This window comes from Fodinicola feengrottensis, assembly GCF_039530045.1.
Taxonomy (GTDB): domain Bacteria; phylum Actinomycetota; class Actinomycetes; order Mycobacteriales; family HKI-0501; genus Fodinicola; species Fodinicola feengrottensis.
On the sequence record NZ_BAAANY010000009.1, the window covers coordinates 192,059 to 217,827 of the forward strand.

Annotated in this window: 22 protein-coding genes; 11 read left to right on the forward strand and 11 right to left on the reverse strand. The window is 69.6% G+C overall.

Annotation, left to right across the window (positions count from 1 at the left end; all coding sequences use genetic code 11):
* Positions 1-4: 4 nt before the first annotated feature.
* The 3 genes from ABD301_RS13470 to ABD301_RS13480 form a co-directional block, all read right to left on the reverse strand.
* Positions 5-1,000, reverse strand: a complete 996-nt coding sequence (locus ABD301_RS13470) for an LLM class F420-dependent oxidoreductase (protein ID WP_344310336.1) — start codon at positions 998-1,000, stop codon at positions 5-7.
* Positions 997-2,670 (reverse strand): class I adenylate-forming enzyme family protein, encoded by a 1,674-nt coding sequence (locus ABD301_RS13475; RefSeq protein ID WP_344310338.1) that lies wholly within the window; start codon positions 2,668-2,670, stop codon positions 997-999. The genes ABD301_RS13470 and ABD301_RS13475 overlap by 4 nt, the downstream gene beginning before the upstream one ends.
* 690 nt (positions 2,671-3,360) lie before the next feature.
* Positions 3,361-4,308, reverse strand: coding sequence for a TerD family protein (locus ABD301_RS13480; protein WP_344310340.1), 948 nt, complete (start codon positions 4,306-4,308; stop codon positions 3,361-3,363).
* Positions 4,309-4,592: 284 nt separating this feature from the next.
* Here ABD301_RS13480 and ABD301_RS13485 point away from each other — a divergent pair, with 284 nt between their 5' ends.
* From ABD301_RS13485 to ABD301_RS13505, 5 genes are all read left to right on the forward strand, one after another.
* A complete protein-coding gene (locus ABD301_RS13485; RefSeq protein ID WP_163568545.1) occupies positions 4,593-6,029 on the forward strand; it encodes a GuaB1 family IMP dehydrogenase-related protein in 1,437 nt (478 codons plus the stop codon).
* Positions 6,029-6,724, forward strand: coding sequence for a DNA alkylation repair protein (locus tag ABD301_RS13490; protein ID WP_344310343.1), 696 nt, complete (start codon positions 6,029-6,031; stop codon positions 6,722-6,724). Before ABD301_RS13485 ends, ABD301_RS13490 begins: the two co-directional genes overlap by 1 nt.
* Before the next feature lie 3 nt (positions 6,725-6,727).
* Positions 6,728-7,078 (forward strand): metallopeptidase family protein, encoded by a 351-nt coding sequence (locus tag ABD301_RS13495; protein WP_163568544.1) that lies wholly within the window; start codon positions 6,728-6,730, stop codon positions 7,076-7,078.
* 61 nt (positions 7,079-7,139) lie between these two features.
* Positions 7,140-7,868, forward strand: coding sequence for an AIM24 family protein (locus ABD301_RS13500; protein WP_163568543.1), 729 nt, complete (start codon positions 7,140-7,142; stop codon positions 7,866-7,868).
* 102 nt (positions 7,869-7,970) lie between these two features.
* A complete protein-coding gene (locus ABD301_RS13505) occupies positions 7,971-10,529 on the forward strand; it encodes a protein kinase domain-containing protein (RefSeq protein ID WP_344310346.1) in 2,559 nt (852 codons plus the stop codon).
* On the opposite strand, the gene ABD301_RS13510 is transcribed toward ABD301_RS13505, so the two are convergent.
* The 5 genes from ABD301_RS13510 to ABD301_RS13530 form a co-directional block, all read right to left on the reverse strand.
* Positions 10,526-11,140, reverse strand: coding sequence for a histidine phosphatase family protein (locus ABD301_RS13510; RefSeq protein ID WP_344310348.1), 615 nt, complete (start codon positions 11,138-11,140; stop codon positions 10,526-10,528). The genes ABD301_RS13505 and ABD301_RS13510 overlap by 4 nt on opposite strands.
* Positions 11,137-12,084, reverse strand: a complete 948-nt coding sequence (gene pheA / locus ABD301_RS13515) for a prephenate dehydratase (RefSeq protein WP_344310350.1) — start codon at positions 12,082-12,084, stop codon at positions 11,137-11,139. The genes ABD301_RS13510 and pheA overlap by 4 nt, the downstream gene beginning before the upstream one ends.
* 130 nt (positions 12,085-12,214) lie before the next feature.
* On the reverse strand, positions 12,215-12,853 hold the full coding sequence (locus ABD301_RS13520) for a sortase domain-containing protein (protein WP_344310351.1): 639 nt from the start codon (positions 12,851-12,853) through the stop codon (positions 12,215-12,217).
* Complete coding sequence (locus ABD301_RS13525) at positions 12,850-14,979, reverse strand: hypothetical protein (RefSeq protein WP_344310353.1); 2,130 nt, start codon at positions 14,977-14,979, stop codon at positions 12,850-12,852. Before ABD301_RS13525 ends, ABD301_RS13520 begins: the two co-directional genes overlap by 4 nt.
* A 75-nt stretch (positions 14,980-15,054) precedes the next feature.
* Positions 15,055-16,107: a hypothetical protein gene (locus ABD301_RS13530; RefSeq protein WP_163568537.1), complete on the reverse strand. Its 1,053-nt coding sequence runs from the start codon at positions 16,105-16,107 to the stop codon at positions 15,055-15,057.
* 363 nt (positions 16,108-16,470) lie between these two features.
* Between ABD301_RS13530 and ABD301_RS13535 the strand changes: the two genes are divergently transcribed.
* Both ABD301_RS13535 and ABD301_RS13540 read left to right on the forward strand, forming a co-directional pair.
* Positions 16,471-17,700, forward strand: a complete 1,230-nt coding sequence (locus tag ABD301_RS13535; protein WP_163568536.1) for an arginine deiminase — start codon at positions 16,471-16,473, stop codon at positions 17,698-17,700.
* Positions 17,701-17,727: 27 nt separating this feature from the next.
* Entirely contained in the window at positions 17,728-18,432 is a 705-nt protein-coding gene (locus tag ABD301_RS13540) for a histidine phosphatase family protein (protein WP_163568535.1), read from the forward strand.
* A 3-nt stretch (positions 18,433-18,435) separates the two neighbouring features.
* On the opposite strand, the gene ABD301_RS13545 is transcribed toward ABD301_RS13540, so the two are convergent.
* The 3 genes from ABD301_RS13545 to ABD301_RS13555 form a co-directional block, all read right to left on the reverse strand.
* On the reverse strand, positions 18,436-20,592 hold the full coding sequence (locus ABD301_RS13545; protein ID WP_344310356.1) for a hypothetical protein: 2,157 nt from the start codon (positions 20,590-20,592) through the stop codon (positions 18,436-18,438).
* 83 nt (positions 20,593-20,675) lie between these two features.
* Entirely contained in the window at positions 20,676-21,563 is an 888-nt protein-coding gene (locus ABD301_RS13550; RefSeq protein ID WP_344310358.1) for a DUF5926 family protein, read from the reverse strand.
* A 102-nt stretch (positions 21,564-21,665) separates the two neighbouring features.
* Positions 21,666-22,097 carry an ATP-binding protein gene (locus ABD301_RS13555; RefSeq protein WP_344310360.1) on the reverse strand — a complete coding sequence of 144 codons (432 nt, stop codon included), beginning with the start codon at positions 22,095-22,097 and terminating at the stop codon, positions 21,666-21,668.
* 56 nt (positions 22,098-22,153) lie between these two features.
* On the opposite strand from ABD301_RS13555, the gene ABD301_RS13560 reads away from it, so the two are divergent.
* From ABD301_RS13560 to ABD301_RS13575, 4 genes are all read left to right on the forward strand, one after another.
* Positions 22,154-23,155 (forward strand): FAD-dependent oxidoreductase, encoded by a 1,002-nt coding sequence (locus tag ABD301_RS13560; RefSeq protein WP_163568532.1) that lies wholly within the window; start codon positions 22,154-22,156, stop codon positions 23,153-23,155.
* 128 nt (positions 23,156-23,283) lie between these two features.
* On the forward strand, positions 23,284-23,949 hold the full coding sequence (locus ABD301_RS13565) for a TetR/AcrR family transcriptional regulator (RefSeq protein ID WP_163568531.1): 666 nt from the start codon (positions 23,284-23,286) through the stop codon (positions 23,947-23,949).
* Positions 23,942-24,886, forward strand: a complete 945-nt coding sequence (locus ABD301_RS13570) for an ATP-binding cassette domain-containing protein (RefSeq protein WP_344310363.1) — start codon at positions 23,942-23,944, stop codon at positions 24,884-24,886. The genes ABD301_RS13565 and ABD301_RS13570 overlap by 8 nt, the downstream gene beginning before the upstream one ends.
* Positions 24,887-24,903: 17 nt before the next feature.
* Positions 24,904-25,743, forward strand: a complete 840-nt coding sequence (locus ABD301_RS13575; protein ID WP_163568530.1) for an ABC transporter permease — start codon at positions 24,904-24,906, stop codon at positions 25,741-25,743.
* Positions 25,744-25,769 lie beyond the last annotated feature (26 nt).

Sequence of the window (25,769 nt, forward strand, 5' to 3'; positions counted from 1 at the left end):
GACTTCACCCCGATGTAGCAACGGAAAACTGGTCACTGATCTCGCTCATCGCGGCGAGCGTACGCGCGCCACCCTCATCGTCCACTGTGGACGACGGCACCACCACCAACTCGTCGATCCCGGCCGCCTGGTAGTCGGCGGCCTTGGCGGCGAGCGTGGCCCGGTCCCCGACCAGGCCCACCGCGGCCGGCACGTTGGTGCCGACTTTTCCCAGTATTTCGCGGGGATGGGCACCGGAACGAGCCAGCGCGACCAGCTCGCCAAAGCCCTCGCGCTCGAACATCTCGGCATAGCCGGGTGCGGCCAGATAGCCGACCAGGCCAGCCCGCAACTGGGCCCACGCGGCCTCCCCCGGGTCGAGGGCGGCGGGTGCCCAGAGCGCCACTCGTGGCCGCGGCCGACCCGCCACAGCGGCCTCTTTTTCCACCAAAGCAACGAGATCAGCGGCGGTAGCTGGGCCAACCAAGTTGAGGACCATCCGCTCGGCATGCCGAGCCGCGACCCGTACGGACGCGGGCCCGAAAGCCGCGATGGTCAAGTCGCCACCGGGTGCGGGCGTACGCAACCGGAAACCACTGGTGCTGACGACCTCGCCGTCCAGGTGCGGTTTTTCGCCGGCCAGCAACGCTTTCACCGCTGTCGCGGACTCTTGGAGGGCCTTCGCCGCCCGGGCCCGGGACCGGCCGTGCCAGCGCTCGACGACCAGCGGGCTGGACGTACCGAGCGCGACCGAGGCCAGCCGACCGGTCAGCGAGGCCACGCTCGCCACACCCATCGCGATCATCATCGGGTCGCGGACGGTGACCGGCAGCGGACCGAGCACCAGCGGGATCCGCTGAGTGGCAGCGGCGACCGCGGTGGCCAGCGCGAACACGTCGTAGGTAGCCATCTCGCCGATCCACAGCTCAGCGAAGGAGCCGGCGTCGGCCAGTCGAGCCGTCTGGACCACCTCGGTGGGCGGCCGGTCCTGCCACAACCCGAGCGAGACGGAAATCCTCAAGCCCGCACCGGCTCTGGCTGGATCTGCGCCCTGACCGCCCATTTCAACATCTTGCCGGCCGGGGTGCGGGGCAGACTCTCCACGATCGCCAGCCGCTCAGGCAGCTTGTACGACGAGATTTTCTTGCGCCGCAGGAATTCCACCAGGTCATCCAGCGTCGGGGTGGTGCCGGCGGTCGGGACGACGACCGCGCACGTACGCTCCCCCATCACCTCGTCCGGCACGCCGACCACCGCCACGTCGGCCACGCTTGGATGTGCCGCCAGCATGTTCTCGATCTCGGCCGGCGCGATGTTGATGCCACCGCGGATGATGATGTCCTTGACCCGGTCAACATAGCGCAGAAAATCGCTGTTTTCGCCGGCTATCTCGAAAAGATCGCCGGTGCGAAAGAAGCCCTCGGCGTCGAAGAAGGTCGCCGAGGTGCCGACCTGGTAACCGGCGAACAGCGTCGGACCTTTCAACCGCAGCTCACCGCGCCGCCCGCTCTCGGTGATGACCTCGCCGGTGTCGGTGTCCACCAGCCTGAGCTCCATCGCCTCGGCGATGACACCCCGCGCGACTCCGTTGCGCGGGAAATACCGCGAGCGGTCATGTGCGTCCGGGATTTGTTTCGGGGTGGACACCAGGCAGGTGCCTTCGTTGGAGCCGAAGAAGTTGATGACCTCGACCTTGGTCGCCGTCTCCCACGCCGCCACCACGTCACCCGCCAGCGGCGCCGCGCCGGAGCCGATCAGCCGCAACGACGTGAGGTCGAACGACTCGCGCAGCTGCTCCTCGTTCATCATCCTGGCCAGCAGGGCCGGCGCGACGATCGTGTAGGTGGCGCGCTCGTCCTGGATCTGCCGCAAGTAGACGTCGGCTTCGAACGGCTGGTGCTGGACCAGCACGCAACCGGACATCAGCCACGGCAGCATCAGCCCGCCAAAGCCGGCCATGTTCACCATCGGGAACGGGTTGAGCATCACGTCCGCACTGGTCAGCTCGGCCGCGTCGTGGCAGACCCGGGCGATCGCCAGCCAGTCGTAATGACACCTCGGCACACCTTTGGGCGGCGCCTCCGTGCCCGAGGTCCAGCAGATCGAGACGCTGTCATTGGGGTCGACGGTGAGGTCGGCGAGATAGTTCCGCAAATGCGCCCGGGCCGGTGCGGACGGGCCAGCCGGCCCGTCGCCGCGTAGCACCAGCACCCGGCGCAGCGACGGCACCTGGGCGCTGATCGAGGACGCGACCTCCGCCAGCTTGCGGTCGCGCACCATCTCGCAGGTGATGAAGACATTCGCCTGAGTCGCCTGGCACATATGCACGAGCTCTCGCTCGCGATACTGCACCGGAAACGGCGTCAACACGGCCCCGATGCGTACCGTCGCGAGCACCGTCTGCACCAGATCCACCGAGTTGGGCAACTGCGCCGCGACCACGTCACCCTTGCCAATCCCCCGCCCGACCAACGCCGCCGCCAACCGGTCCACCGCGGCGTCCAGTTGCCGCCAGGTCCACCGCTGCGGCTTGCCGCCGGTCAGCTCGGCCTTGTTGGGAGGGTCGACCACCGCGATCCGGTCCGGCTGGGCCGCCACCTGCCGGCGGAACAGCTCGTCGATGGTGGTGTCGCCCCATGCGCCGCTCTCGCGATATCTCGCCACCAGCGCGGGTGGATGAAGGCCGGCCATCACCGGACCCCGCGGTCCGACGGTCTCTCCGGGTCCTCGGCCATCCCTGATCCGAGAACCGTCGACGGGCCGAAACCAGTCGACTCCTCGGCGGGCTGCGACACGACTGATTCCTCCCTGGAGTCCTCGACCAATGTCACCGGGCGCGTAGTTCCGCTCACCCTACGCGGCGAACTTCGATCGAGCGAGAGGCGGTCTCGGTTGGTTTCTACCCGATTGGCCGTGCTTCTGGCCGTGCTTCTGGCCGTGCTTCTGGCCGCAGTACCTGCGGCGGCGCATCCGGTCCGCGTCGCCGGGGCGCCCAAAAACCGGGCACCCCACCGCCACGAACCTGGGCGGCCTCCGGCCGCCGCGCGGGCGGGGTTGGGATGGGTGTGGTCGGCATGGCTGAGTTGATGGCCGCAGTTCCTGCGGCGGCGCATCCGGTCCGCGTCGCCGGGGCGCCCAAAAACCGGGCACCCCACCGCCACGAACCTGGGCGGCCTCCGGTCGCCGCGCGGGCGGGGTTGGGTTGGGATGGGTTGGGATGGGTGTGGTCGGCATGGCGTCGAAGTATCTGCTACGGCGCGAAAATGTCGTACCCACACTGTTTTCTGGCCCCCACCCAGATCGGGTGGGGGGTGGGTTTGAGGACGCGCGCGCGAGAAAAATTTGGAGCCGGCTCCAGCTTTGCCGCTCCAGACTTGCCGGTTAGGGGCGGCCTGGTGGGTAGGACTGTGGGGGTGGTGGCTGGCGGTGGGGCGCCGGGTGTCCGGGCGGTGGGGTTGCCGGGCGTACGCCGGGAGGTGGCTGCGGGTAGCGCCCGGGCGGTGGGTACGCGGCAGGCGGTGGCGGATATCCGGGCGGCGGACCGCCGAAGCGGCCCGGTTGCCGGCCGCCCGGCGGCGAGGGGTGCGGCGGGCTGCCCTGCGGTTGACGTTGCGGCTGACCCACCGGCGGCCGCTGTGGTTGGCCGTGCGGTTGACCAGACGGCGGACCACTCGGAGGCTGGCCCGCACCCGGAGGCTGCGGGCCGGCTGGTGCGGGGACGGCTGGGCGCTGGCTGCGGCTGGAGCGAGGTCGAGTCGGCGCCGGTTCCGACCGGGGCAACCGCGGCTCGGGCGGCGGCGGGCCGTCCTCGCGCGGAGTCAGGCCGAAGTCGTTGGCCAGCCCGGCGAGGCCGCTCCGGTAGCCCTGGCCCACCGCCCGGAACCGCCAGCCGGCGTCTCGCCGATAGAGCTCGCCGAGCACGAAGACCCGCTCGCGGCCGGCGTCCCGGGTGTCGAACCGGGCCAGTTCGGCGCCACCGGCGGCATTCACGATCTGGATGTAGAGATTCGACAACTGCCCGAAATAGCCGGCGATCGCCGTACCGACCAGCGCGATCCGCTGCACCGGCGGATCCATCCCGGCGAGTGCGATCAGCAGGTTGCCGGTAGCGATCCCGTCGATGGTGGTGCTGCCGGCGTACCGGACAGTGCCCGACCGGTGCATCTTGGTCTCGGGGGTCACGAAGTCGTCGTCCGAGCGGACCTTGTTCGGGCACAGCAGCAACGCCGAGACGTGCACGTCAGGTGCGAACTCGGTGTCCTTCCAGCCGACGATCACCCGGATCGCGGCGGCCTCGACCGGCACGTTCTGACCCTTCGCGATCAGCACCAAGACACACCTCCGTCGACCGATATGTACGACCGTGGATCATCCAACACCACTCGTTCCAGGCAGCACCAAACTGTCGCCCCCACCCGGAAGTCTCGAGTTCGGGGGCGCCAAAATCCTGTGACAGGAGTGGCGGGTGAGGCGGCGGCAGATGAGCTGCCCCCGAAATCGAGCCTTCCGCACCGCGCCGACACTTTCGCGCCCCATCACCGGCAGCTGCACTAGTACCGCGGCGGTGGGTGTACGCCGGAACACCACGGATAAAAACGCACTAGGCTCGCGACGTGCGCTTTCTGAATGACGTGGTTCCGCCGTACGACCTGACCTACAACGACGTGTTCATGGTCCCGTCGCGGTCCGCGATCACGTCCCGGTTGGACGTCGACCTGCGGACCGCCGACCGGATGGGGACGACCATCCCGCTGGTGGTCGCGAACATGACCGCGATCGCCGGCCGCCGGATGGCCGAGACGGTGGCTCGCCGCGGCGGGCTCGCGGTGCTGCCACAGGACATCCCGCTGGATATCGTCAGCGAGGTCATCGCCTGGGTGAAGACTCGCCACCCGGTGTACGACACGGCTCTGACGCTGGCGCCGACGGACACCGTGGCGGCCGCGGACGGGTTGATCACCAAGCGCGCGCATGGCGCGGTGATCGTCGTCGAGGGCGACTCGCCGGTCGGCATCGTGACCGCCAGCGACCTGCGGTCGGTGGACCGCTTCACCCAGCTGGGCGCGGTGATGAGCACCGATGTGTTGACGATCGCCGCCGGTGCACCACTGGACAAGGCGTATCAGGTCCTGCACGAAGGCCGCCGCAAGGTGGCGCCGGTGGTCGACGAGCACGGCCGGCTGGTCGGAGTGCTCACCCGCCTCGGCGCGCTCCGCTCGACGATCTACCAACCGGCTGTGGACGAGAACGGCCGGCTCCGGGTGGGCGCCGCGATCGGCATCAACGGCAACGTGCCGGCCAAGGCCGCCGCGCTGTTGCAGGCCGGCGCGGACGTGATCGTGGTGGACACCGCGCACGGCCACCAGGACAAGATGATCGCCGCGCTGAAGGCGGTCCGCGCTCTCGACCCGATCGTGCCGATCGTGGCCGGCAACGTGGTCTCGGCCGAGGGCGTCAGAGACCTCGTCGAGGCCGGCGCCGACGTGGTCAAAGTGGGGGTCGGACCAGGCGCCATGTGTACGACCCGGATGATGACCGGGGTCGGCCGGCCGCAGTTCTCCGCGGTCGCCGAGTGCGCCGCGCAGGCCCGTGAGCTGGGCAGCCACGTGTGGGCCGACGGCGGCGTGCGGCATCCTCGGGACGTGGCGCTCGCGCTGGCCGCCGGCGCGTCCAACGTGATGGTCGGCTCGTGGCTGGCCGGCACGTACGAGTCGGCCGGCGATTTGCAGACCGACTCCGACGGCCGGCTTTTCAAGGTCTCGTACGGAATGGCGTCCGCGCGGGCGGTGCAGGCCAGGAACCGCGCCGAAAACGCCTTCGAACGCTCCCGCAAGGAGCTGTTCAGCGAGGGCATCAGCTCCTCGAAAATGTACCTGGACAACCAACATCCGGGCGCCGAAGACGTCATCGACGCGATCGTCGCCGGACTGCGTTCGGCTTGTACGTACGCGGGCGCCGGCAGTTTGGAGGAGTTCACCGGGCGGGCGGTGATCGGCGTGCAGTCCTCCGCCGGGTACGAAGAGGGCCGCCCGATTCCGACGAACTGGTGATGGCCGCACACCGGGGCCTGATCAAGGCCGTCCGCGACGGCCTTGCCGCGGTCGCCGACCCGGAGAAAGCGCCCGGCATGCAGGCGTACATGAAATCGGTGATGCCCTATTACGGCGTCCAGTCGACACCGTTGAGACAGGTGTGCAAAGAGGTTTTCACCGAATACCCGCTCGCCGACCGTCCACAGTGGACGGAGACAGCACTTTCGCTGTGGCGCAAGGCGAAATTCCGCGAAGAAAGATATGCCGCCAGAGAACTGACCGGGTGGCGGCTTTATGCCAGCTGGCAGGACGTGCATGCGCTGCCGATGTACTTGGAAATGGTCAGCACCGGCGCGTGGTGGGACCACGTGGACGAGGTGGCGATCCGCCGGATCGGCCCGATCCACCGGGCCTACCGGGAAACGGTGACCCCGATGGTGCGGCGCTGGTCGACCGACGACGACATGTGGATCCGGCGTACGTCCATCATTTGCCAGATCGGCGCGAAAGCGAGCACCGACTACGACCTGCTCGCCGAGGTTATCGAGCCCAGCGTGGAAAGTCGGGAGTTCTTCCTGCCCAAGGCGATTGGCTGGGCGTTGCGCGACCTGGCCTGGCACGACCCGGACTGGGTGGTGTCCTATGTGGACTCGATGGGCGACCGGCTGTCCGGGCTGTCCCGCCGCGAGGCGCTGAAGAACGTGGACCGCTGAGCGATGCCCGTACGAATGAGCAGAGAGCGGTTCGAGGAACTGGTCAGCGACGCCCTCGACCAGGTGCCGGCCGAGCTGATGGACCGGCTGGAGAACGTGGTGGTGCTGGTCGAGGACGACTCGCCGGAAGGCGCCACGCTGCTCGGCCTCTACGAGGGCATCGACCTGACCCGGCGCGGCTGGGACTATGGCGCGGTGCTGCCGGACCGGATCCTGATCTTCCGCAACCCGATCCTGGCGATCAGCGACACCGAGGCGGACGTCATCAAAGAAGTCGCGATTACCGTCGTACACGAAATAGCCCATCATTTCGGCATCGACGACGCCCTGTTGCACGAGCTCGGGTGGGGCTGACTCGGTACGCCGGCGGCGCCGGTTAACGTATGGGCCAGCGAACGCCCACGGAGGAAGAACTATGCGCGGTGACATCTTCGGCAGCGACTACATGGCCCAGCCCGCCCAAGAGGCCGGGATGAGTGTCCAGAACCCGCGGTGCATCAAGTACGCCCTCAACGGTGAGTTGCTCGCCAAGCAGGGCGCAATGGTCGCCTACCGCGGCAACATCCAGATCGAGACCAAGACGCAGGGCTTCGGCAACCTGCTCAAGCGGACCCTGACCGGCGAGGGCCTGGCGTTGATGCGGTGCCACGGACAGGGCGAGATGTGGTTCGCCGACCTGGCGTACAACGTCTTCATCCTGGAGCTGGACCCGAACGACGCGCTCAGCATCAACGGCCGCAACATCCTGGTCTTCGACCCGAGCCTGCAGTACGAGATCAAGCTGATCAAGAACGCCGGCATGTTCGGCGGCGGCCTGTTCAACAGCGTCTTCACCGGCCAGGGCAAGGTCGCGGTGACCTGCCAGGGCCCGCCGGTGGTCATCCCGGTGGCGCCGAACTTCCCGGTCTTCGTGGACACCGACGCGATCATCGGCTGGTCGGCGAACCTGCAGACCAACCTGCACCGCTCGGAAAGCCTCAAGTCCTTCTTCACCGGCGGTTCGGGGGAGGCGTTCCAGTTGGTCTTCAACGGCCAGGGGTACGTGATCGTGCAGCCCTCCGAAGCACCGGACCTGCGCTCCTCGTCCGGCACCGGCAGCGGTGGCGGCGGTGCCCGCGGGATCCTGGGCAGCCTCGGCGGTTAGCCGCCGCTGTCCGGCGGGACAAGTCATCCGTACGACTGCCCAAAAGCGCGGGACTGCGCGAGAGATCTTCGACGCCGGCCGGCCAGCGGTTAAAGTGCCGAAGTGAGCGGTACACCGTTGGACATCGGGGCGTTAATCGGTGGCCGTTATCGGCTGGTCTCCCGGATCGGGGCTGGCGGGATGGGCACCGTCTGGCGTGCCCACGATGACGTACTCGACCGCGAGGTCGCCCTCAAAGAGGTGCACCTGCCGCCCGGGCTGTCCGAGTCCGAGCGGCAGGACAGCTTTCGCCGGCTGCTTCGGGAGGCCCGGCTCGGCGCCCGGCTGCACCATGCTGGGATTGTTCCGGTGCACGACGTACTCACCGCCGACGACCGGCCGTGGATCGTCATGGACCTGCTGTCCGGCCGGTCGCTGGAAGGCGTCATCAAGGAAGACGGTCCGCTGCCGCCGGATCTGGTGGCCCGGATCGGGCTGGCGCTGCTGGCCGCCCTCGAAGTGGCGCACGAAGCGGGCATCCTGCACCGTGACGTGAAACCCGCCAACGTCATCGTGGACAGCCGCGGCAACCCGACGCTGACCGACTTCGGCATCGCGTTCGAGATGAACAAGTCGTCCACCACCGCGACCGGCCATGTCATCGGCTCGCCGGCCTACATCGCGCCGGAGCGGGTACGCGGCGAGACCGCCGGCCCGCCGAGCGACCTCTACTCACTCGGCGCCACTCTCTACACCGCTGTCGAGGGCCGCCCGCCCTACACCCGGGACGGCCAGCTTGTCACGATGGCGGCCGCGGTCACCGAGGACCCGGACCCGATGCGGCTGGCCGGCTGGCTGACCCCGATCCTGCTCGGGCTGCTCGACAAGGACCCGCGGCGGCGCTGGAACGCCGATCGCTGCCGGCGCGCTTTTGAGTCGCACGGCCAGGACGGCGTCGATGGCGGCTCAGTCGGCGGCGCCATGCCCACCACTATGTCCCCGTACCCAACCCTGCCGGACGGCCGTACGCCCGGCGCCCCTCGCCCTTCGGACGCCGCGCCGGCCGGTTGGGCGCCGACCGGCCCACCGCCGCCTACTCCGTACCCCAGCGGCCAATACCCGAGCGGACAGTACGGGAGCGGCCAATATCCGAGCGATCAGTACGGGGCCGCGCCACTGTCTCCGGCACCGCAGTCCTCAGTTCCGCAGTCTCCTGGCCCCTACCCGTCGGGCCCGTATCCGGCGCCGTACCAGGCGGTGCCGCCGTACCGGCCGCCGGCGCCTCGGCGAAGGCGCCGCTGGATCGGCCGGACCATCGGCCTCACCATCGTGGCGGTGCTGGTCGCCGCGGACATCGGCGTCGGCTCGCACGTACCAGGATGGGTCCAGAGCCTGGGCAACATCGCCAGCGGCACCGGCCTGCAGTCGTTCTTCGTCGAATCCCCACCGGTCCCGGTGGCGGACCCGAAGTCGACCGACGTGTTCGCGATCGGCTACAGCAGTGGGGTCTCTGGTCAGACCATGTCAGTTCGCCGACTGAACCCCACCGATGGTTCGACGGTCTGGACCGGCGACAGCCTCGGCGAGATCGACCCTTATGCGGTGGTGGTGGCCGCGAACCCGGTCTCGGTCGCAGTCAGCAAGACAACGGTCCAGGCATTCAACCCGGCGACCGGCAAGGTGCTGTGGACGCAGACCCTCTCGGCCGACCTGGCTGGGTACGGTCAGAACGTCTGCGCGGCCATCGTCGGCAACCACGTCGTCGTACTCAGCAAGGATGGCAACGTCCAGGCCTTCGACCTGACCAGCGGCACCCCGACCTGGCACAAGCAGCTGTCGTCGACCCCCACCTACCTGCACGTGGCCAACGGCACGGTCGCGGTGGACGACACGGTCACCGGCGACAGCTACGGGCAGACGCTGCTGTTCTTCAACCCGGCCACCGGTGCGGCGACCCGGCTGGAACCCAAGTGTCAGCACTTCCCCGGCCAAGTCCGGCCGCAGGATGACGACTGGTTCTTCAGCGCGGACGGCAACTCGGTGATGGTGATGTTCGGGGTCAACGCCGACTGCGTCCAGGGCTACAACACCCATTCCCTTCGCAAGATCTGGGAGCACCAACCCCAACCGGTGATCGAGGCGGCCGGCCCGGACGACGTGATCGGCCGGCTCGGCGGCGTTCAGTGGGACGCCGCCGACCAGTTGTTCACCGCCGACCCCACCAGCGGCAACATCCAGTCGCTGGTCAGTCGCAAGAACGTGAAGTTCCTGCCCCGTGGCATCGTGAACGGGGTCGCGATGATCGAGGTCGCGCCGACGTACGACAGCAGCAAACCCACGCTCCTGGCCGTGGACGCCAAGACCAAAAAGGTGCTGTGGGAACAGCCGAGCCGCAACCACAAGACCGAGGACGCCCAGTTGGCCGGCTTCAGCGCCGGCAACGTGCTGGTCGTCTCGTGCTCGGGGTCCGAAAGCGGCGGCGGTCCGTGCAAGTACGACCTGCTTAACCCGAGGACAGGCGCGACCATCACGTCGTCCACCGGGACCGCCGGCAGCTCCAGCCCGCGGCTGGCCAGCATCACCGGAAACGGTCAGTTCACGTACATCCTGGACAAGGATGGACACCTGGTGACCCTGGACGCCAAGACGGCGGCGGTGAAGAGCTCAATCGGGGGACGCTAGACGGGTTTGACACCGTCCCACGTACGGCAGAACCAGTCGCCGGCGGTCACCTCGACCTCGACCAGCCCAGTGTTGGGCAGGTGGTGGCGTAGCGCGCGCAACGGCGAGATGCCCGGGCAGCGTTGCGGCACCGTCAGCCGGAGCGCGGCCGCATGGGACACCACGACAGCGGTCTGGCCGTCAGCCAGGCCAGCGACCACCTCGTCCAAGGCGCCGCCGAGCCGGTCCACGATCTCCCGGCCGGATTCCCCGCCGGGCCGTCGGAAATCCAGGTCGCCGTCCAGGAACCAGGTCACCGACATCTCGTCGAAGAGTTCGTGCGCTTCGTCGTCCCTACGGTCGTGCAGGTCTCCGACGAAGCCTTCCCTCAGGTCCGGGTGGACAGTGACGGAGAGGCCGTGGGACCGCGCGATCGGTTCGGCGGTCTGCTGGGCGCGGGTCATCCCGGACGCCCAGACCGCTGCGATGTCCGTACCGGCGAGCCGGTCCGCCAGCGCGGCGGCCTGCTCGCGGCCGTTGCTGGTGAGCGGCGGGCCGGGCACCGTGCAATGCAGGCTGCCGGTCACGTTGGCCTCGCTCTGCGCGTGCCGGAAGAGCAGCAGCTGCTTCACCCGCGATCCGTAGCGCCGTCTCGGATCTGCCGCAGCCAGCCGGCCGCGTCGGCGAAGTCGGCGTCTGAGGTGCCGGGGCGGCGCGTGTACGGCGGCGACGGCTCGGCCGCCGGATAGGAGCCGAGGAAGCGTACGTCCGCGCAGATTCGCCGCAGGCCCATCACGGCCTCGCCGACCCGGTCGTCGGCGATGTGGCCGGAGCAGTCCAGCAGGAAGCAGTAACGGCCGAGCCGCTCCTTGGTCGGCCGCGACTCGATCCGGGTCAGGTTGAGGCCGCGAACGGCGAACTCGGTCAGCACCTCCAGCAACGCGCCGGCCCGGTCGTGCGCGATAAACGCCACCAGCGAAGTCAGGTCGTCGCCGGTCCGCTCGGCCGGCCGGCCCGGCCGAGTGACCAGCACGAAACGGGTCACCGCGGTGGAGGAGTCGCCAATGTCGTCGGCCAGCAGCTCCAGCCGCTGCCGCTCACCAGCCACCGCCGCACAGGCCGCCGCGTCGAAGTCGCCGCGGGCCACCGCCACCGCGGCATCGGAGGTGGATGAGGTGGACCGCTGCTCGGCGTCGGGCAGATGCTTGCGCATCCAGGCGCGGACCTGGGCGAGACCATGCGGGTGGCTGGCCACCGTACGCACCGACTCCAGCTTGGTACCCGGTCGGCCGAACAGCCCGAACCGGACCTGCAACAGCAGTTCCCGGGTGATCAACAGCGGCGCCCCGTACGCGAGCTCATCCAGTGTCACGCCGACCGCGCCCTCGACCGAGTTCTCCAACGGCACCAGCGCCGCCCCCACCGCACCGGAACGAACCGCGTCCAGCGCCTCCGGCACCGTCGCGGACGGCTCGCGCACGCCGTTGCGGGCGGCTGGCAGGGTCAGCAACGCCTGCTCGGCGAACGTCCCCTCTGGACCGAGATACGTGAATCGCTGCGGCGGGACTCCAGGCACCGGATGAGCCTATCTGTTTTTCGCTCGTACGCCTGGATGCCCAGGCCGCGGTGAGCGCGCCAGCGCCACCGAAATGTCGGCGCCCCCGAGAAGGATCGACTCGGGGGCGCCACTTTCCGGTGCGAGCGGGTCAGCCGGTCCCTGTCATGTGGGCGTAGACGACCACGTTGCTGGCGGTCGACGCGTCATGCAGCGAGCCGCCGCAGGTGATGATCCGCAGTGTCGGAGCCGCGGTGGCGGCAAAGACCTTGTCGGTCGGCATCTGGTTGAGCGGATATTCGGTGATGCTGTCGACGGTGAAGACGACGGTCTTCGCGTCCGTACGGGTGACCCGGATCTCGCCGCCGGGCCGCAGCTCGGCCATCTTGGCGAACACGCCGGGTTTCTTCGCACCGGACGAGATGTAGCCGATGATGACCGTCGGGCCGGCCTGTCCGGGAGTCTTGGAGTTGCTGAACCACGCGGCTTGGGCCACTTTGGCCGGCAGCTGCAGGGTGTTCCGGGCGCTGTCGACGCCGACCTGCTGCAACGCGCCGTCCACTCCGATGGCCGCGATGGTCAGGTGCGTGGGGGGCGAGTACGACAGGGTCGTGACGGCAGCGGCGGTCGAGCCGCCGGCCGGCGTACCAGCATCGCTGGCCGCCGACCGGGAGCCTGATGTCCCCGCGAACAGGGACACCAGGCCATAGCCGAACGCCGCCACGACGGCGAAGACCACGAGGGCCGCCACCACCATGGCGAAGCGTCGCCTGCGATCTAAACCGCTCATGCCCGCCGGGTACGCCGGCGAAGCACCTCGGCCGCCGCGGCAGCCCCGATCAGCAGACCACCAGCGAGCAGTGCGCCCTCCATGCCACCGTTGGTGGCGTCACCGGCGAGCGCGGTCGAGCCGCCGCCGGTCTCCGGCGCACCGGTCGGCACCTGGCTGACCTGCGAGCCGGTCCCGTTGACCGGACCGGACTGCGGGACGGTCGTCGGGCTGGAAGGGGTGAAGACGCCGGAGACGCCGCCGACCATGGTGCCGGTGCCGTTCGTGCCGCCCTGGGTGGGCAGACTCGGCAGACCGGTGACCGGAGCGGTGTGCGCGCCGCCGACGCCGTGGCACATGGTGCCCAGGTCCTCGGTGCCGCCGCCGACCACGCCGCCGACCGTGCTGCCGAGGCCCGGCAGCGAGGTCTGGGTCTCGCCGCCGAGCAACGAGTTGGTCGTCTTGTCGAGCGTCTGGCCGAGGGTGTTCACGGTGTGGCCGAGGCCGGTCACCGTGTCACCCAACGTGCCAGCGACCTCCTGTACGGGATTCGCGTGCGACTGCTTGACCTGCGCCGGGGCGACCAGATGCGTGGTCGTCTCGGTCAAGGTGCCGGTCAGACCGCCCAGTAGGGACTTGACGCTGCCCAGGATGGGCAGGTCCTCCGCGCCGTGCAGGTCCGGGTGCATGGTGTTGCCACCCAGCAGGTCACCCACCACCGGAACACCGCCGAGCAGGTCACCCAGGCCGCCAAGGCTCGGCAGGCTGGGAGCTGTCGGGGCGTTCGGCAGGAAGCCCGCGGTGGGCAGCTCCGGGAGCGACGGCAGCGTGGGCAGCGCACCCAGGCTGGGCAGCTCGGACACCACACCGCCTACCACCGTGCCCGGGTCCGGCAACGCCGGCAGGCCGGTCGCCGGCAGGTCACCGAGGCTCGGAAGCGAACCAAGACTTGGCAGATCACCCAGACTCGGCAGGCCACCCAGGCTCGGCAGGCCACCGAGGCTGGGCAGCCCCGGCAGGCTCGGCGTGCTGGGCAATACACCGGTGCCGGGCAGGCTTGGCAGCGAACCCAGCGTCGGCAGGTCGCCCAGGCTCGGCAGCGACGGAGCGGACGGCAACGAGCCGAGCTCCGGCAGACCGGGCAGCGACGGTACGGCCGGCAGCGAACCAAGCTCCGGCAGACCGGCCGCCGGCAACGCTGGCAGGCCGGGCAGCGCGCCAAGGTCCGGCTGGCTGAGCGACGGCAGGCTCGGCAGTGCCGGCAGGCCGTTCAGGCTCGGCAGGCCGTCCAGACTCGGCAACCCCGGCAGGGGCGACGAGGCGGGGGCGCTCTGCAGGGTCGGCGCACTCGGCAGCACACCCGTACCCGGCAGGCTGGGCAGGCTGGGCAGCTCCCCCAAAGTGGGCAGCGTCGGAGCCGACGGCAACGAACCCAAACTCGGCAGACTCGGCAGGGTCGGCGCGCTCGGGAGAGCACCCGTGCCCGGCAGGCTCGGCAGCGTGGGAGCGGCCGGCAGCGCACCGAGGTTCGGCAGGCTCGGGAGGGACCCGAGATCCGGCGTGCCCGGCAGGCTGGGCAGGCCGCCCAGGTCCGGTACGCCCGGGAGCGCCGGCTGCTGCAGTGCCGGCAGGCCTGGTGCTACCAGGTCACCGCCACCGACCGCGGGGCCGGCCTGGCCGTGCACGCCGTAGTGGCCGGCATCGGTGGTGATGTGCAGGGTCGGCTGCTGCAGGGCGGCGGCCGCCTGAGCGGAGTGCCTCGCCTGGTACGCGGCGGCGGCAGCCTTCTTGGCGGCGGCCTTGGCCGCGTCGACCGCGGACTGGTTGTGCGCGATCTGCAGTGCTTGCCCGGGGGTGGCCTTGCCACCCTGCTGGGTGAGCACGTGCACCGTACGACTGGCGGTCTGGGTCACCTGCTGGGTCGAGGAGCTGACCAGCGAGGTGACGTTGGTGGTGCTGGGAAGCTGAATCGGCGCGGCGTGAGCCACGTCCGTCAGCGTGCCGGCAGCGTCCGTGGGGGCGGTGGCATCGGCGGCGTGTGCCGCGCCAGCCCCCACTGCCACGAACCCGGCGGTCAGGATCGCTGTCTCCAGCGATCGGCGAACCCATTTGTTCACAGTTCCAAGGCCCTTCTTGTCACTTGGCATGTGGTCAAGCGCAGAGAGTCGACAACCGGTGCGCTGGCCATCGTGGACAGGCATCTCGACTCAAGGGGAAGCAACTCAGTCCGGAGAGACTGACGGCTTGGCGGTGGTATGCAAGATGAAAAGATCATCTGAACCAACCGGCCCAGCAGCTTCGAACCCCAGCCCTGACGAGCGAAGTGGATCGAGCCAGGCGCTCGAGTCCGAGCCGGAGTGGCCGGAGACGGACGCCACCATGAACGCCGGCTGCACCGGGGCGGGCCCCGGTCCGGACGGCGATCCGGACGCGCTGAGAAGCTGCGCCACGACCGGCGCTATGGCGGCGGTACGTGGCACCTGCACCGCGGCCCGGGAGGCCCGTGGCGCAGTGGGGAAAGCCAGAACTGGGGTGCCGACCGGGATCGGGTGGCCGCCGGAGTGGCCGCCGCCGATCGGCTGACCGGCCGGCGGGGCCGGGTGCCACGGCGCTGGCCACGGCAGGTCCGGGAGGCAGCACGGCAGGTGCCCGGGGTAGCCGTTCAGGATCGGCATCGGCGAGTCGCCTGGGTCGTCGACGATCGGCAGCGAGGGCGATAACGCCGCTGGCCGTACGACCGCGGCCACGATCGACCGGAGCCTATGGCCAGGCCGGCTGACCAGATCGGTCACCGAGCCGGTCAGCCCCGAGGTGAGGCCGCCCACTGAGCCAACCGCCGACGAACCGCCTCCCGAGCCACCAACAAGGCCACCGAGCAGGCCGCTGGACGGGGACGGCGTGGAGCCGGTCGTGTCCACCGCAGGCTTGTCGCCGGTGACCTTGCTGTCGGCGACCGGACTGTCAGCCGGCGCCGAACCGGCGGCCGTCGTGCTGCCGGTGACCTGGCCGACGGTTGACGAGACCGGGCCCAGAGCCGGCAGCGACGGCTGGTCCGTGGGAGCGCTCACCGCGGCGACCACGTCCGTCACCGATGTCGTCGGCTGAGTCGACACGGTGTCGGCGTACGCGACGCCGCTGTGCGAAAGGGAGGCGGCGAGCCAGAATCCGGCCGCGAGTCCGGCGACCGCGAGCGCCGCCCGTGCTGTCCGGCTGCCGCGCGCACGACACAGCGCGGTGCTGACACCGCACCGTGTCGGGCCGAGCAGATCCAGCACGTGACTCCTTTGGCACTGTTCCTTGGCGCCGCAGATTACCGGCCTGGCACTCGCAACAACAACCAAGGGCGCGTAAATCTCGTTATTTCTGCTGAGAACCGACGGTAAGTTGCGTTCTCCACACAAGACGACACTGTGCTTTTCGTGTGTCGTACGCCATCTCGTTACACATCGGCGCAGGTCAGCGGACTTTTCTAGCGAATAGTACTAATAGCGATATACCGTACAATTCGGATTCAGAGTTACATTTGCCGAAGTTATGCGTCCCGCGCCTAACTTTATGCGTACCGAACAAGGTGACCATGCCCGGAAGGGAAGCCGACAGACCATGCTCCTGAATAACCAGAACCGCCGCCAAAGCCTATGGTTCTGGCTGTGACCGCTGCACCTGCCCCTTATGCCGACAGCGAGGTCGGCCGGCTGCGCACCGTGATGCTGCACCGGCCCGGCGCGGAGCTGAAACGGCTGACCCCTCGCAACAACGACGACCTGCTGTTCGACGGGATCCCGTGGGTCGGGCGCGCGCAGGAGGAACACGATGCGTTCGCTGACGCGTTGCGCGGCCACGGCGTCGAGGTCGTCTACGTGACGGACCTGATCCGCGAGACGCTCACCGTCGCGGACGCTCGGACCGAGGTCACCGAGGCGGTGCTCGCCGATCCGCGGCTGGGCATCGGGCTCCGCCGGGCGGTCGGCGCCCTGCTGGACACCCTCGACCCGGACGCGCTGGCCGAGGTGCTGATCGCCGGGCTCGCGCACCACGAACTACGGACCGGCCGGGACACCCTCACCTACACGTTGATGGACGACCACGACTTCATCATCAACCCACTGCCGAACGTGCTGTTCACCCGCGACTCCAGCGTCTGGATCGCTGGCCAGGTCGCGGTGACCAGCTTCGCGATGCCGGCCCGGTCCAGGGAAACGACCCTGACCAGGGCGATTTACACGTACCACCCACGGTTCGCCGGCACCGAACTGGTGTACGAGCCGGAGTTCGAACACGTCGAAGGTGGGGACGTGCTGCTGCTGGCCCCTGGCGTGATCGCCGTCGGGGTCGGCGAGCGGACCACGTCGGCCGGCGCCGAGCGGCTCGCCCAGCGGGTCTTCGAGCGTGGCCTGGCGCACACCCTGCTGGTGCTGCCGATCGCCCAGGAGCGGGCCACCATGCACCTGGACACGGTTTGCACGATGGTCGACGTGGACGCGGTGGTGATGTATCCGAACATCGCCGACAGCCTCTGTGCCTACACCATGACCGCCGGTCCCGAGCCGGGCTCGGTCAGCCAGCTGAGCGGCCCGGAGCCGTTCCTGACGGCGGCCGCGAAGGCGATGCGGATCGACACCCTGCGGGTGATCGACACCGGGCTGGACCCGGTGACCGCCGAGCGCGAGCAGTGGGACGACGGCAACAACACACTCTGTATCGCGCCGCGCCTCGCGGTGGCGTACGAGCGGAACATCGAGACCAACGCGCGGCTGGAAGAGGCCGGCGTCGAAGTGGTCCGGATCGCCGGCTCGGAACTGGGCAGCGGCCGGGGCGGGCCGCGCTGTATGTCCTGCCCCATCACCCGCGACCCGCTGCCGCGGTAGCCGGCCGGACACGACCGGGGGCCGGGGATGATCACAGCGGACGCCGACGGGCGCGAGATCATCGCCGTACGACATGGGCAGAGCGAGGCCAACGCGGCCTTCGGCCTGGCCGACCGGACCGGCGTCGAGCCGGTCGGGATGCCGGACCGGGACGCCGACGTCCTGCTCACCGAGACGGGTCGGGGGCAGTCGGCCGCGCTCGGCCGCTGGCTCGGCACCCTGCCACCGTCCCGGCAGCCCCAGCTGGTCTATTGCTCGGTCTTTCGACGCGCCCAGCAGACCGCCGAGCTGGCCCTCGCGGCCCTCGCCGAGTCCGGCGGCCCGGCCGTACCAACAGTGCCCGACGAGCGGCTCCGAGACCGTGACATGGGCCAGTTCGAGCTGCTCACCGCGGCCGCGATCCGGCGCCGCTTCCCGGCCGAGTCGGCCCGCCGGGACCGGCTGGGCGACCTCTACTACCGGCCGCCAGGCGGCGAGTCGCTGGCCGATGTCGCCTTCCGCATGCGGGCCGTGCTCACGGACATCCGCCGGCGTCCGGAGCGTTGCGTCCTGCTGGTCGGCCATGACGCGGTCGTCCTGATGCTGCGTTACGTGCTGGAGGGCCTCGACGAGCGGGAGCTGCGTACGGTGATCCGCGACAACCCGGTGCGCAACACGTCGGTCACTCGCTGGCGGGACAAGGGCGACGAATGCCGGTTGGTCGACTACAACCTCTGCGACCACCTGCGCTAACGCTTAGTGACCCGGTCGCGGGCCGCGGCGCGGCTGGTCGGGGGGCGGGCTCTGGGTTCGGGGTGGGGGCGGCTGCTGGCCGGTGCCACCGCGTCGCTGCACACCCCGGCCCTGTTCGCGGGCCTTGCGAGCACGGTCGAGCAGGTCACGGGCTCGCTGGGCGTCGGCCGGCGGCAGCGGCGCCAGCTCGCCGGCCGGCGGTGCGGCAGCTGGCCGGGCGGCGAGCGGCGGTATCCGCGGATCGTCGGCCGGCGGCGTACCGCTGAACCTGCCTGGACGGACCGGCTGGGCCGCTTCAACGGGCTGGGCTGGGTTGATGGCCTGGGCTGAGTTGACGGGCTGGGCTGGGTTAACGGGTTGAGCTGGGCGTACGTCCGGCGGCTCGGCCTGACCCCCGGCTCCCGACGCGGCCGGCGGAGGTCCGCCAGCGGCCGGTCCAGGAGCGGCGGTGGGTGGCGACGCACTCGGCGCTGGCCCGGGGCCGACGCCAGCGGGCGGTGGTCCAGCGGGCGGTGGTCCTGAGCCGGCGGACGGGCCGCCGGCCACTGGTGGCTCCTGGCGGGCCGGCGAGCGCAGGTCGATGAGCGGACCCTCGACGATCTCGACCGGTGCCAGGTCCTCCAACGGAGTCGCTGGACGGGGTGCGACCGCCTCGGCGGGGGTGGGCTGGCCAGCCGGCGGGGGTGGGCTGGGCTGCTTGGCCTGCGCTGCCTCGGCCGGATCCACCGACGCGGCCGCGTTGCCACGGAACCCCGCCTTCACCGGTGGTTCGGGCTTCTCCGCCTGGCTGGCACCGGTTGGTACGGCCGCACCTGGCGCCGCGGAGTCGGTCGGCTTGGCGCGACTCCACAACCTGGCCAGCAAGGACTGCTCTTCAGCGACCTCAGCGCCTTCGACCAACCCAGCGGCACCAGCCACACCAGCACCAGCTGCCCCGGCCGCTCCAGCTCCGGCGGCACCCGCTGCCCCGGCAGCGCCCGCGCCGGTCACCCCAGCGGCGCCCGCACCCGCAACGCCGGCCACGCCAGCACCGGCCACCCCAGCACCAGCGGCTCCGGAAGCGCCAGCCGCCACGCCCGCAGAGGCCGCCGCACCTCCAGCGACAGCGGCAGCTGTTGGACCAGCCGCGACGGCTCCCCCGGCCACTGCGGCGGCACCGGCGCCCGCCGGACTCGAATAGACGATCGACTTGGCGTACGGCTGAAGCAGTGGCGCGACCTGCTGGCGATAGATCGACCCGCTGGCGACCCCCTGCGTCGCCACGCCGACGGCCGGCGCGACCGCGCCGACCCGTCGGGCGGACGAGATGGCCTCGCCGGCCTGGAAGCCGTATTGGGTGAAGAGCGCCTGCCGGGTCACGTCGGCGAAAGACTTGGCCACCGGTCGCGCGGCCGATCCACCGCCTCCGCCGCCGCCGCCAATCCGCCACAGCAACGACATGTCCGCCGCGGCCGCGCCGGTGGTCTCCAGCGAGTCGAAAACGCCCGAGAGGTAGTCGCCGACCGCTCGGCTACCCAGCCCGAGCTTGTCGATCAGCCGGCCGTCCGGGGTGCTCTCCACCGGGGTCGCCGGCTGACCTTCCTGCCACAGCTTGCTGGACACAACAGTCGCGAAATGCTTGTTCGACAGGCGGTTGCCCTCACCCGCCGGCGCTTGCGGGTCGGCGGCCACGTACTGGCCGGTGCCCGGGTCGATGAGGTCGCCCTCCCAGAACATCCGGGCGGCACCGGTCTGGCCGGGATCGAGATTGAAGTACGCCTCACCGCGATCGACCGCGTCGATCCCCCGGGCGATCCAGCCGAGCACATCCTGCGGGCCGCTGATGGGCCGCCCGTCCGCTCGTACGCCCCGAGCCTGCAACTCGGCGATGACCTGCGCAAACGCGGCCTGCACACCTTCCGGCGTGGACAGCCGGAGACGCTCGGCGCGGGCCACCGAACGGACCGCGTCGACGATGTCGTCGAACTGGTCCGTGTGCAGCAGGTTGAGCGCGGCCCGCAGTGCTTCGACCGCCTCGGCGTCGCCCTCGGACAGGTCGAGCCCGTCGTCAGGCTCCTCGACGCCGTCGAGCGGCGCCGCAAGGGCGTCCAGCAGCTCCAGCGGCTCGGGGGCAGCCGGTTGCCGCGGGGGCTCAGGAGGTTCCGCCGCGCTCTCGGTCACCCCTCGTACGGTAGTCGTGCGAGCGCTCCGGCACGACCATCCACAAGCGGCCGATCGGCGCCATCCGCGCGGCGCATAGCCTCTTAGCGGAGGGTCATTTGGCGCAGTCGCAGGCCGTCCCGGGCGCGCCGCTCGGGAGCGGTCAGCGGCTCGTCGTTGGCCTCGGCCGTGGTCAGCGCCTCGGCGACCCTGCCCACCACTGGCTCCCAGTCGGCCGCGGTCGGCTCGCCAGGCAGGTCCCAGACGGGGATCAGCAGGCCATGCGCCCGGTACGCGCCGATGTAGCGCGAGTCGGTGCCGAGCGTGAGCTGGTCCTGCGCGTACACCCGGGACAAGGCCTGCAGCGCAGCGTCCTCCTGCCACGGCAGCACCCAGCGCAGCTGCGCCTTGCCGCCGGTCTGGCACCAGTACGCCGAGAGGTCCGGCTGCACTCGTACGGTCGGCTCCATCACCGAGTTGGCCCGCTTCATCCCACCGGTGACCTCCTCGTCCGCCGGCTCGACCGTGTTCAGCCAGAAGTCGAAGTTCGGGTGGCTCCGCACCTTCAGCGGCTCGGCCTCGATCAGGTCCTGCAGCCGGCGGCCACGGCCGGGCAGGCCGGAAAGCACCACCCGATGGTTCGGCGGCGCGGTGAGCGCCAGCTCCAGCGCCTGCGCGAGGTCACGGCTGAGGTCACCGGACCGGGCCGGGGACTGCATCGCGAGCATCCGCCGGCCGTCCGGGGTGACCAGGCCGGGCCAGGTCAGCGGCAGCACGGTGGCGAGGGTGACCTCGACGCCGGCGAGCTGCTCGCCCACCGAGTCGGTGAGGCGTACGGTCGCGGTCGCCGCGGGCACCACCTCGCGCATCGCGACCCATTCGGTCTCGGACTGCAGGCCTTCGAACGGCCGGCCAACGAAAGCGTCCTGCTCACGTTTGTCCTGAGCGCGTACGTTTCGGGCCCGGCGCTCTCGCGATGCGGTCTTGCTCACGGCGTCGGCTCCTTTGTCGCGGCGGGGGAACCAAGCGAGCGTAGATGGACCAGAGTGGAGAGATGAAACAGGGTCAGCGACTCAGCGTGGCCGACCCGCTACCTAAGCCACCTCGAGAGGAGTGCTCTTGCGCCGCAACACGGCCCACACCGACTGGCCGGGGGCCTCGGTGTCCACTCCCCAGTCCGAGGCCAGAGTGGCCACGATGCGCAGCCCACGGCCGGTCTCGGAATCCAGCGGAGCATCCATCTGGTGCGGGAAACCGGCGGCGTCGATCGCGCCGCCGTCAGTCACGCGGAGGGTCACCTCGTGGCCCTCGTCGTTGCGGGCCAGCTCCCAAGCGATCCGGAGCACGCCGCCGGGCAGCGGGTTCGCATATCGCACGGCGTTGCCGACCAGCTCCGAGACCAGGATCTCGACATCGTCGGTGAGGTCCGCGGACACTCTGCGGGCGCCGAGCTCACGGCTCAGTTCCCGACGCACCGCGGCCGCGCTTCGCGGGTCGTGCGGCACATCACGGATCGCGAGCGTCACCGATGTCACCCTCCGTCCCGATAATCTGTAACAAATCTTCGTAGATGGTGCACACCATGTCCAGGGTTAACGGCCACATTCCCACCGAGACTGCAGCCAGCGACGACTCCACCACTCATCTAGTCATCGGCGGAGGGGTCGCTGGCGTTTCGTGTGCACGTCGATTGATTTCCGGCAATCTGTCGGTTGAGCTCCGGGAAGTACGGAAAACGCCCGGTGGTCGGATGTTTGCACCCCACCTGCACGGCCGTCCGGTCGATCTGGGTGCGTCATATTTCACCGCTCGCTATCGTGACTTTTCAGACATAGTGGCCTACTGGGTCAAGCGTGGTGTCGCCCGCCCATGGACTGACACCTTCGACGCGTACGCGCCGGGCCGGCCAGCCGAAGTAAGCGCAGGTCCGATGCGGTATGCCGCGCCAGCCGGACTACAGGCGCTCGTACAGGACCTAGCCGAAGGCCTGCCGATCGCGCTCGGCGCTCCGGTGACCCATGTCGGCCCCGGACCGACCGCGGACGGCCGCCGTTACCGGGCTGTCGTCCTCGCGATGCCGGACGCGGCGGCCGCCGAAATCCTCGACGAGTCCCTCACGGCCGAGCGCGCAGCAGTGACCGACATCACGTGGGATCCAGTGGTGGCGGTCGCCGTCGGCTACCGGGAACGCTGCTGGCCGTTCGCCAACGGCACCTTCGTCAACGACCACCCGATCCTCAGCTTCGTCGCCGACGACGGCGCCCGCCGCGGCGACTCAGCGCCAGTCCTGGTCGCGCACTCCACGGTGTCGTACGCCCGATCCGCCGCGGCCGACCCGAGCACCGACCCGGCCGGCCCGATGCTGGCGGCCCTCGCCGACCTGGGCGTCACCGGCACCCCGGACTGGATTCACACTCACCTCTGGCCGCACGCCCGGCCGGCAGGTGGACGCGGCAACGACCCCACCTATCACCTCGGCGACGCCATGATCGGCCTCTGCGGCGACTCCTGGGGCTCCCCCCGCATCGAAACCGCCTGGTCATCAGGCGCCGCCCTAGCCACCGCCCTGCTAGACCGCGGCTAACCCGCCCATCAGATCGAGACATCCACGAGTGCTTGAGCACTCACCCATTCGCGCCCCCAGCTCAATGTGAGTGAGAACTCACTCATTCGGTCTTGAAATGAGTGAGCGCTCACTCGTACTCTGTGGGCATGGACATCGAGCAGGGTCGACGCCGGGCGCCGGCGATGAGTGTTGAGGATCGCCGTGCGGCGATCGTCAAGGCGACCATGCCGCTGGTGCTGGAACACGGCGCCAACGTGACGACCAAGCAGATCGCGCAGGCCGCGGGGATCGCGGAGGGCACGGTCTTCCGGGCGTTCGACGACAAGGAAGAACTGATCCGTACGTGCGTCGCCGAGGTCTTCAAGATGGACGACGCGGTGAGCTGGATGCGGGCGATTGGCACCGAGACGCCGTTGCCGGAGCGGCTGCGCGGCGCCGGCATGGTCATGCAGGAGCAAATGGCCCGGATCGGCACCCTGATGCAGGCGCTGGCGGCCTCCGGCCATGACGTACGCAAGCACCACGACCATAAGGAGCCCAAGGAAAACGGTCCGCAGAACTTCATGCGGAACGTCACCGAGGCCGTCGCCGAGTTGCTGGAACCCGACCGGGATCAGCTGACGGTGCCACCGGACCAGCTCGCGCAGCTGTTCCTCAGCCTCGTCTTCGGCGCCCGGATGCGCTATGGCGACCAGGGGCCCACCCAAGAGCAGATCGACGCCTATCTCAACCAGACAGTCGACGTTCTTTTGTACGGCGCCTATCGCCCGAACTCTGACAAAACAGACCTCCGAGGGGGAAACAATGAATAAACCACTAATAGAAGCCATCAATGTCAGCAAGACGTTCGGCAAGGTCACCGCGCTGGACAAAGTCAGCATCGAGGTGGCGCAAGGCAGCGTGATGGGCCTTCTCGGTCACAACGGAGCCGGCAAGACCACGCTCGTCAATGTCCTCACCACGATGCTGCCGCCGACCAGCGGCACCGCCCGGGTCGCCGGGTTCGACGTGACCAAGGACGGTCACCAGATCCGCTCCCGGATTGGCCTCACCGGCCAGTTCGCAGCGGTCGACGAGGAGCTGTCCGGCCGCGACAACCTGGTACTGATCGCCCGACTGCTGGGCGCCACCAAGGCGCAGGCGCGAACTCGCGCCGACGAGCTGCTGGCGATTTTCGACCTCACCGAGGCGGCGAAGCGGCTGGCGAAGACTTATTCCGGCGGCATGCGGCGGCGGCTCGACCTGTCCGCCAGTCTGGTCGGCCATCCGGACGTGATCTTCCTGGACGAGCCGACCACCGGCCTCGACCCGGCCAGCCGGGTCGGCATGTGGCAGATCGTCGAGTCGCTGGTGCAGGACGGTACGACCGTACTGCTGACCACGCAGTATCTGGACGAGGCGGACCGGCTGGCCGACTCGATCACCGTGCTGGCTGGCGGCAAGGTGGTCGCGGCCGGTACGGCGGCGCAGCTGAAGTCGCAGGTCGGGCAACGGTCGGTGACCGCCACCCTGGTCGACAACAGCGAGTCCGGCCGGGCCGTCGACGTGCTCCGCCAGGCCGGTCTGGAGCCGGCCTACGACCCGAGTCGCAAGACGATCACCAGCCCGGTGACCGCCTCCGCGCAGCTGACCACCGTCGTACGAGCGCTGGACGACGCTTCGATCGAGGTCGCCGAGCTGGCGCTGGGCGAACCGACCCTGGACGACGTTTACCTCGCCCTCGCGCACTCCACCGCCACCGCGGCCTGACCATAAAGGACTTTCCTATGACAACGACACTCACCAAACCCATAGAACCGCCGGCCGCTCCCGTTCGGGAGCGCGACTGGCACGGCGCCGGCGTCGGCACCCAGATCGCGGTGTTGACCGCCCGGTCGCTGCGCAAGTTCCTCACCAACCCGCGGCTGATCATTTTCAGCCTGCTGCAGCCGCTGATCATGTTGCTGCTGTTCAGTCAGGTGTTCGGGAAGGCACTGATGGGCTCCGGGCTCACCCAGGGCGGCAGCTACATCAACTACCTGATGCCGGCGATCCTGGTGACCACCGGCATTGGCGCCTCCTTGCAGTCCGGCGTCGGGCTGGTCACCGAGATGAAGAACGGAGTGCTCGCCAGGTTCCGGTCGCTGCCGATCCGGCTTGGCACCGTGCTGGTCGCCCGCAGCATCAGCGATCTCGTACGCTCGGCCATCCAGCTGGTCATCCTGCTGATCTTCGCGGCGATCCTGTTCGGCTTCAACCCGGCCGGCGGCATCCTCGGAGTGACCGGTTCGCTGCTCTTGGCGTTGGCCGTCAGCTGGGCGCTGACCTGGGTGTTCCTCGCGATCGCGTCCTGGCTGCGGAACGAGGAGGCGATGCAGACCGTCGGCTTCCTGGCGATGTTCCCGCTGATGTTCGCCTCCAGCGCCTTCGTCCCGCTGGCCGCGCTGCCGATCTGGCTGAAGGTGGTCGCCACGATCAACCCGCTCACGTACGCGGTGGACGCGTCCCGTCACCTGTCGCTCGCGACACCGGTCGGCACCGGAGTGATCTCCGCGCTCGGCGCCAGCGCGGTGCTGGCAGTCGTCGGCATCTTGTTCGCCGTCAAGGGTTTCCGCCGCCCGGCGTAACCCTTACCTATAGATACGAGGGTGGC

Coding starts and splice junctions, on each gene's coding strand:
- ABD301_RS13575 (WP_163568530.1), top strand. CDS start 24,904: ATGACAACGACACTCACCAAACCCATAGAACCGCCGGCCGCTCCCGTT.
- ABD301_RS13565 (WP_163568531.1), top strand. CDS start 23,284: ATGGACATCGAGCAGGGTCGACGCCGGGCGCCGGCGATGAGTGTTGAG.
- ABD301_RS13475 (WP_344310338.1), bottom strand. CDS start 2,670: ATGGCCGGCCTTCATCCACCCGCGCTGGTGGCGAGATATCGCGAGAGC.
- ABD301_RS13535 (WP_163568536.1), top strand. CDS start 16,471: ATGGTTCTGGCTGTGACCGCTGCACCTGCCCCTTATGCCGACAGCGAG.
- ABD301_RS13495 (WP_163568544.1), top strand. CDS start 6,728: ATGCCCGTACGAATGAGCAGAGAGCGGTTCGAGGAACTGGTCAGCGAC.
- ABD301_RS13520 (WP_344310351.1), bottom strand. CDS start 12,853: ATGAGCGGTTTAGATCGCAGGCGACGCTTCGCCATGGTGGTGGCGGCC.
- ABD301_RS13500 (WP_163568543.1), top strand. CDS start 7,140: ATGCGCGGTGACATCTTCGGCAGCGACTACATGGCCCAGCCCGCCCAA.
- ABD301_RS13540 (WP_163568535.1), top strand. CDS start 17,728: ATGATCACAGCGGACGCCGACGGGCGCGAGATCATCGCCGTACGACAT.
- ABD301_RS13490 (WP_344310343.1), top strand. CDS start 6,029: ATGGCCGCACACCGGGGCCTGATCAAGGCCGTCCGCGACGGCCTTGCC.
- ABD301_RS13570 (WP_344310363.1), top strand. CDS start 23,942: ATGAATAAACCACTAATAGAAGCCATCAATGTCAGCAAGACGTTCGGC.
- ABD301_RS13525 (WP_344310353.1), bottom strand. CDS start 14,979: ATGCCAAGTGACAAGAAGGGCCTTGGAACTGTGAACAAATGGGTTCGC.
- ABD301_RS13560 (WP_163568532.1), top strand. CDS start 22,154: ATGTCCAGGGTTAACGGCCACATTCCCACCGAGACTGCAGCCAGCGAC.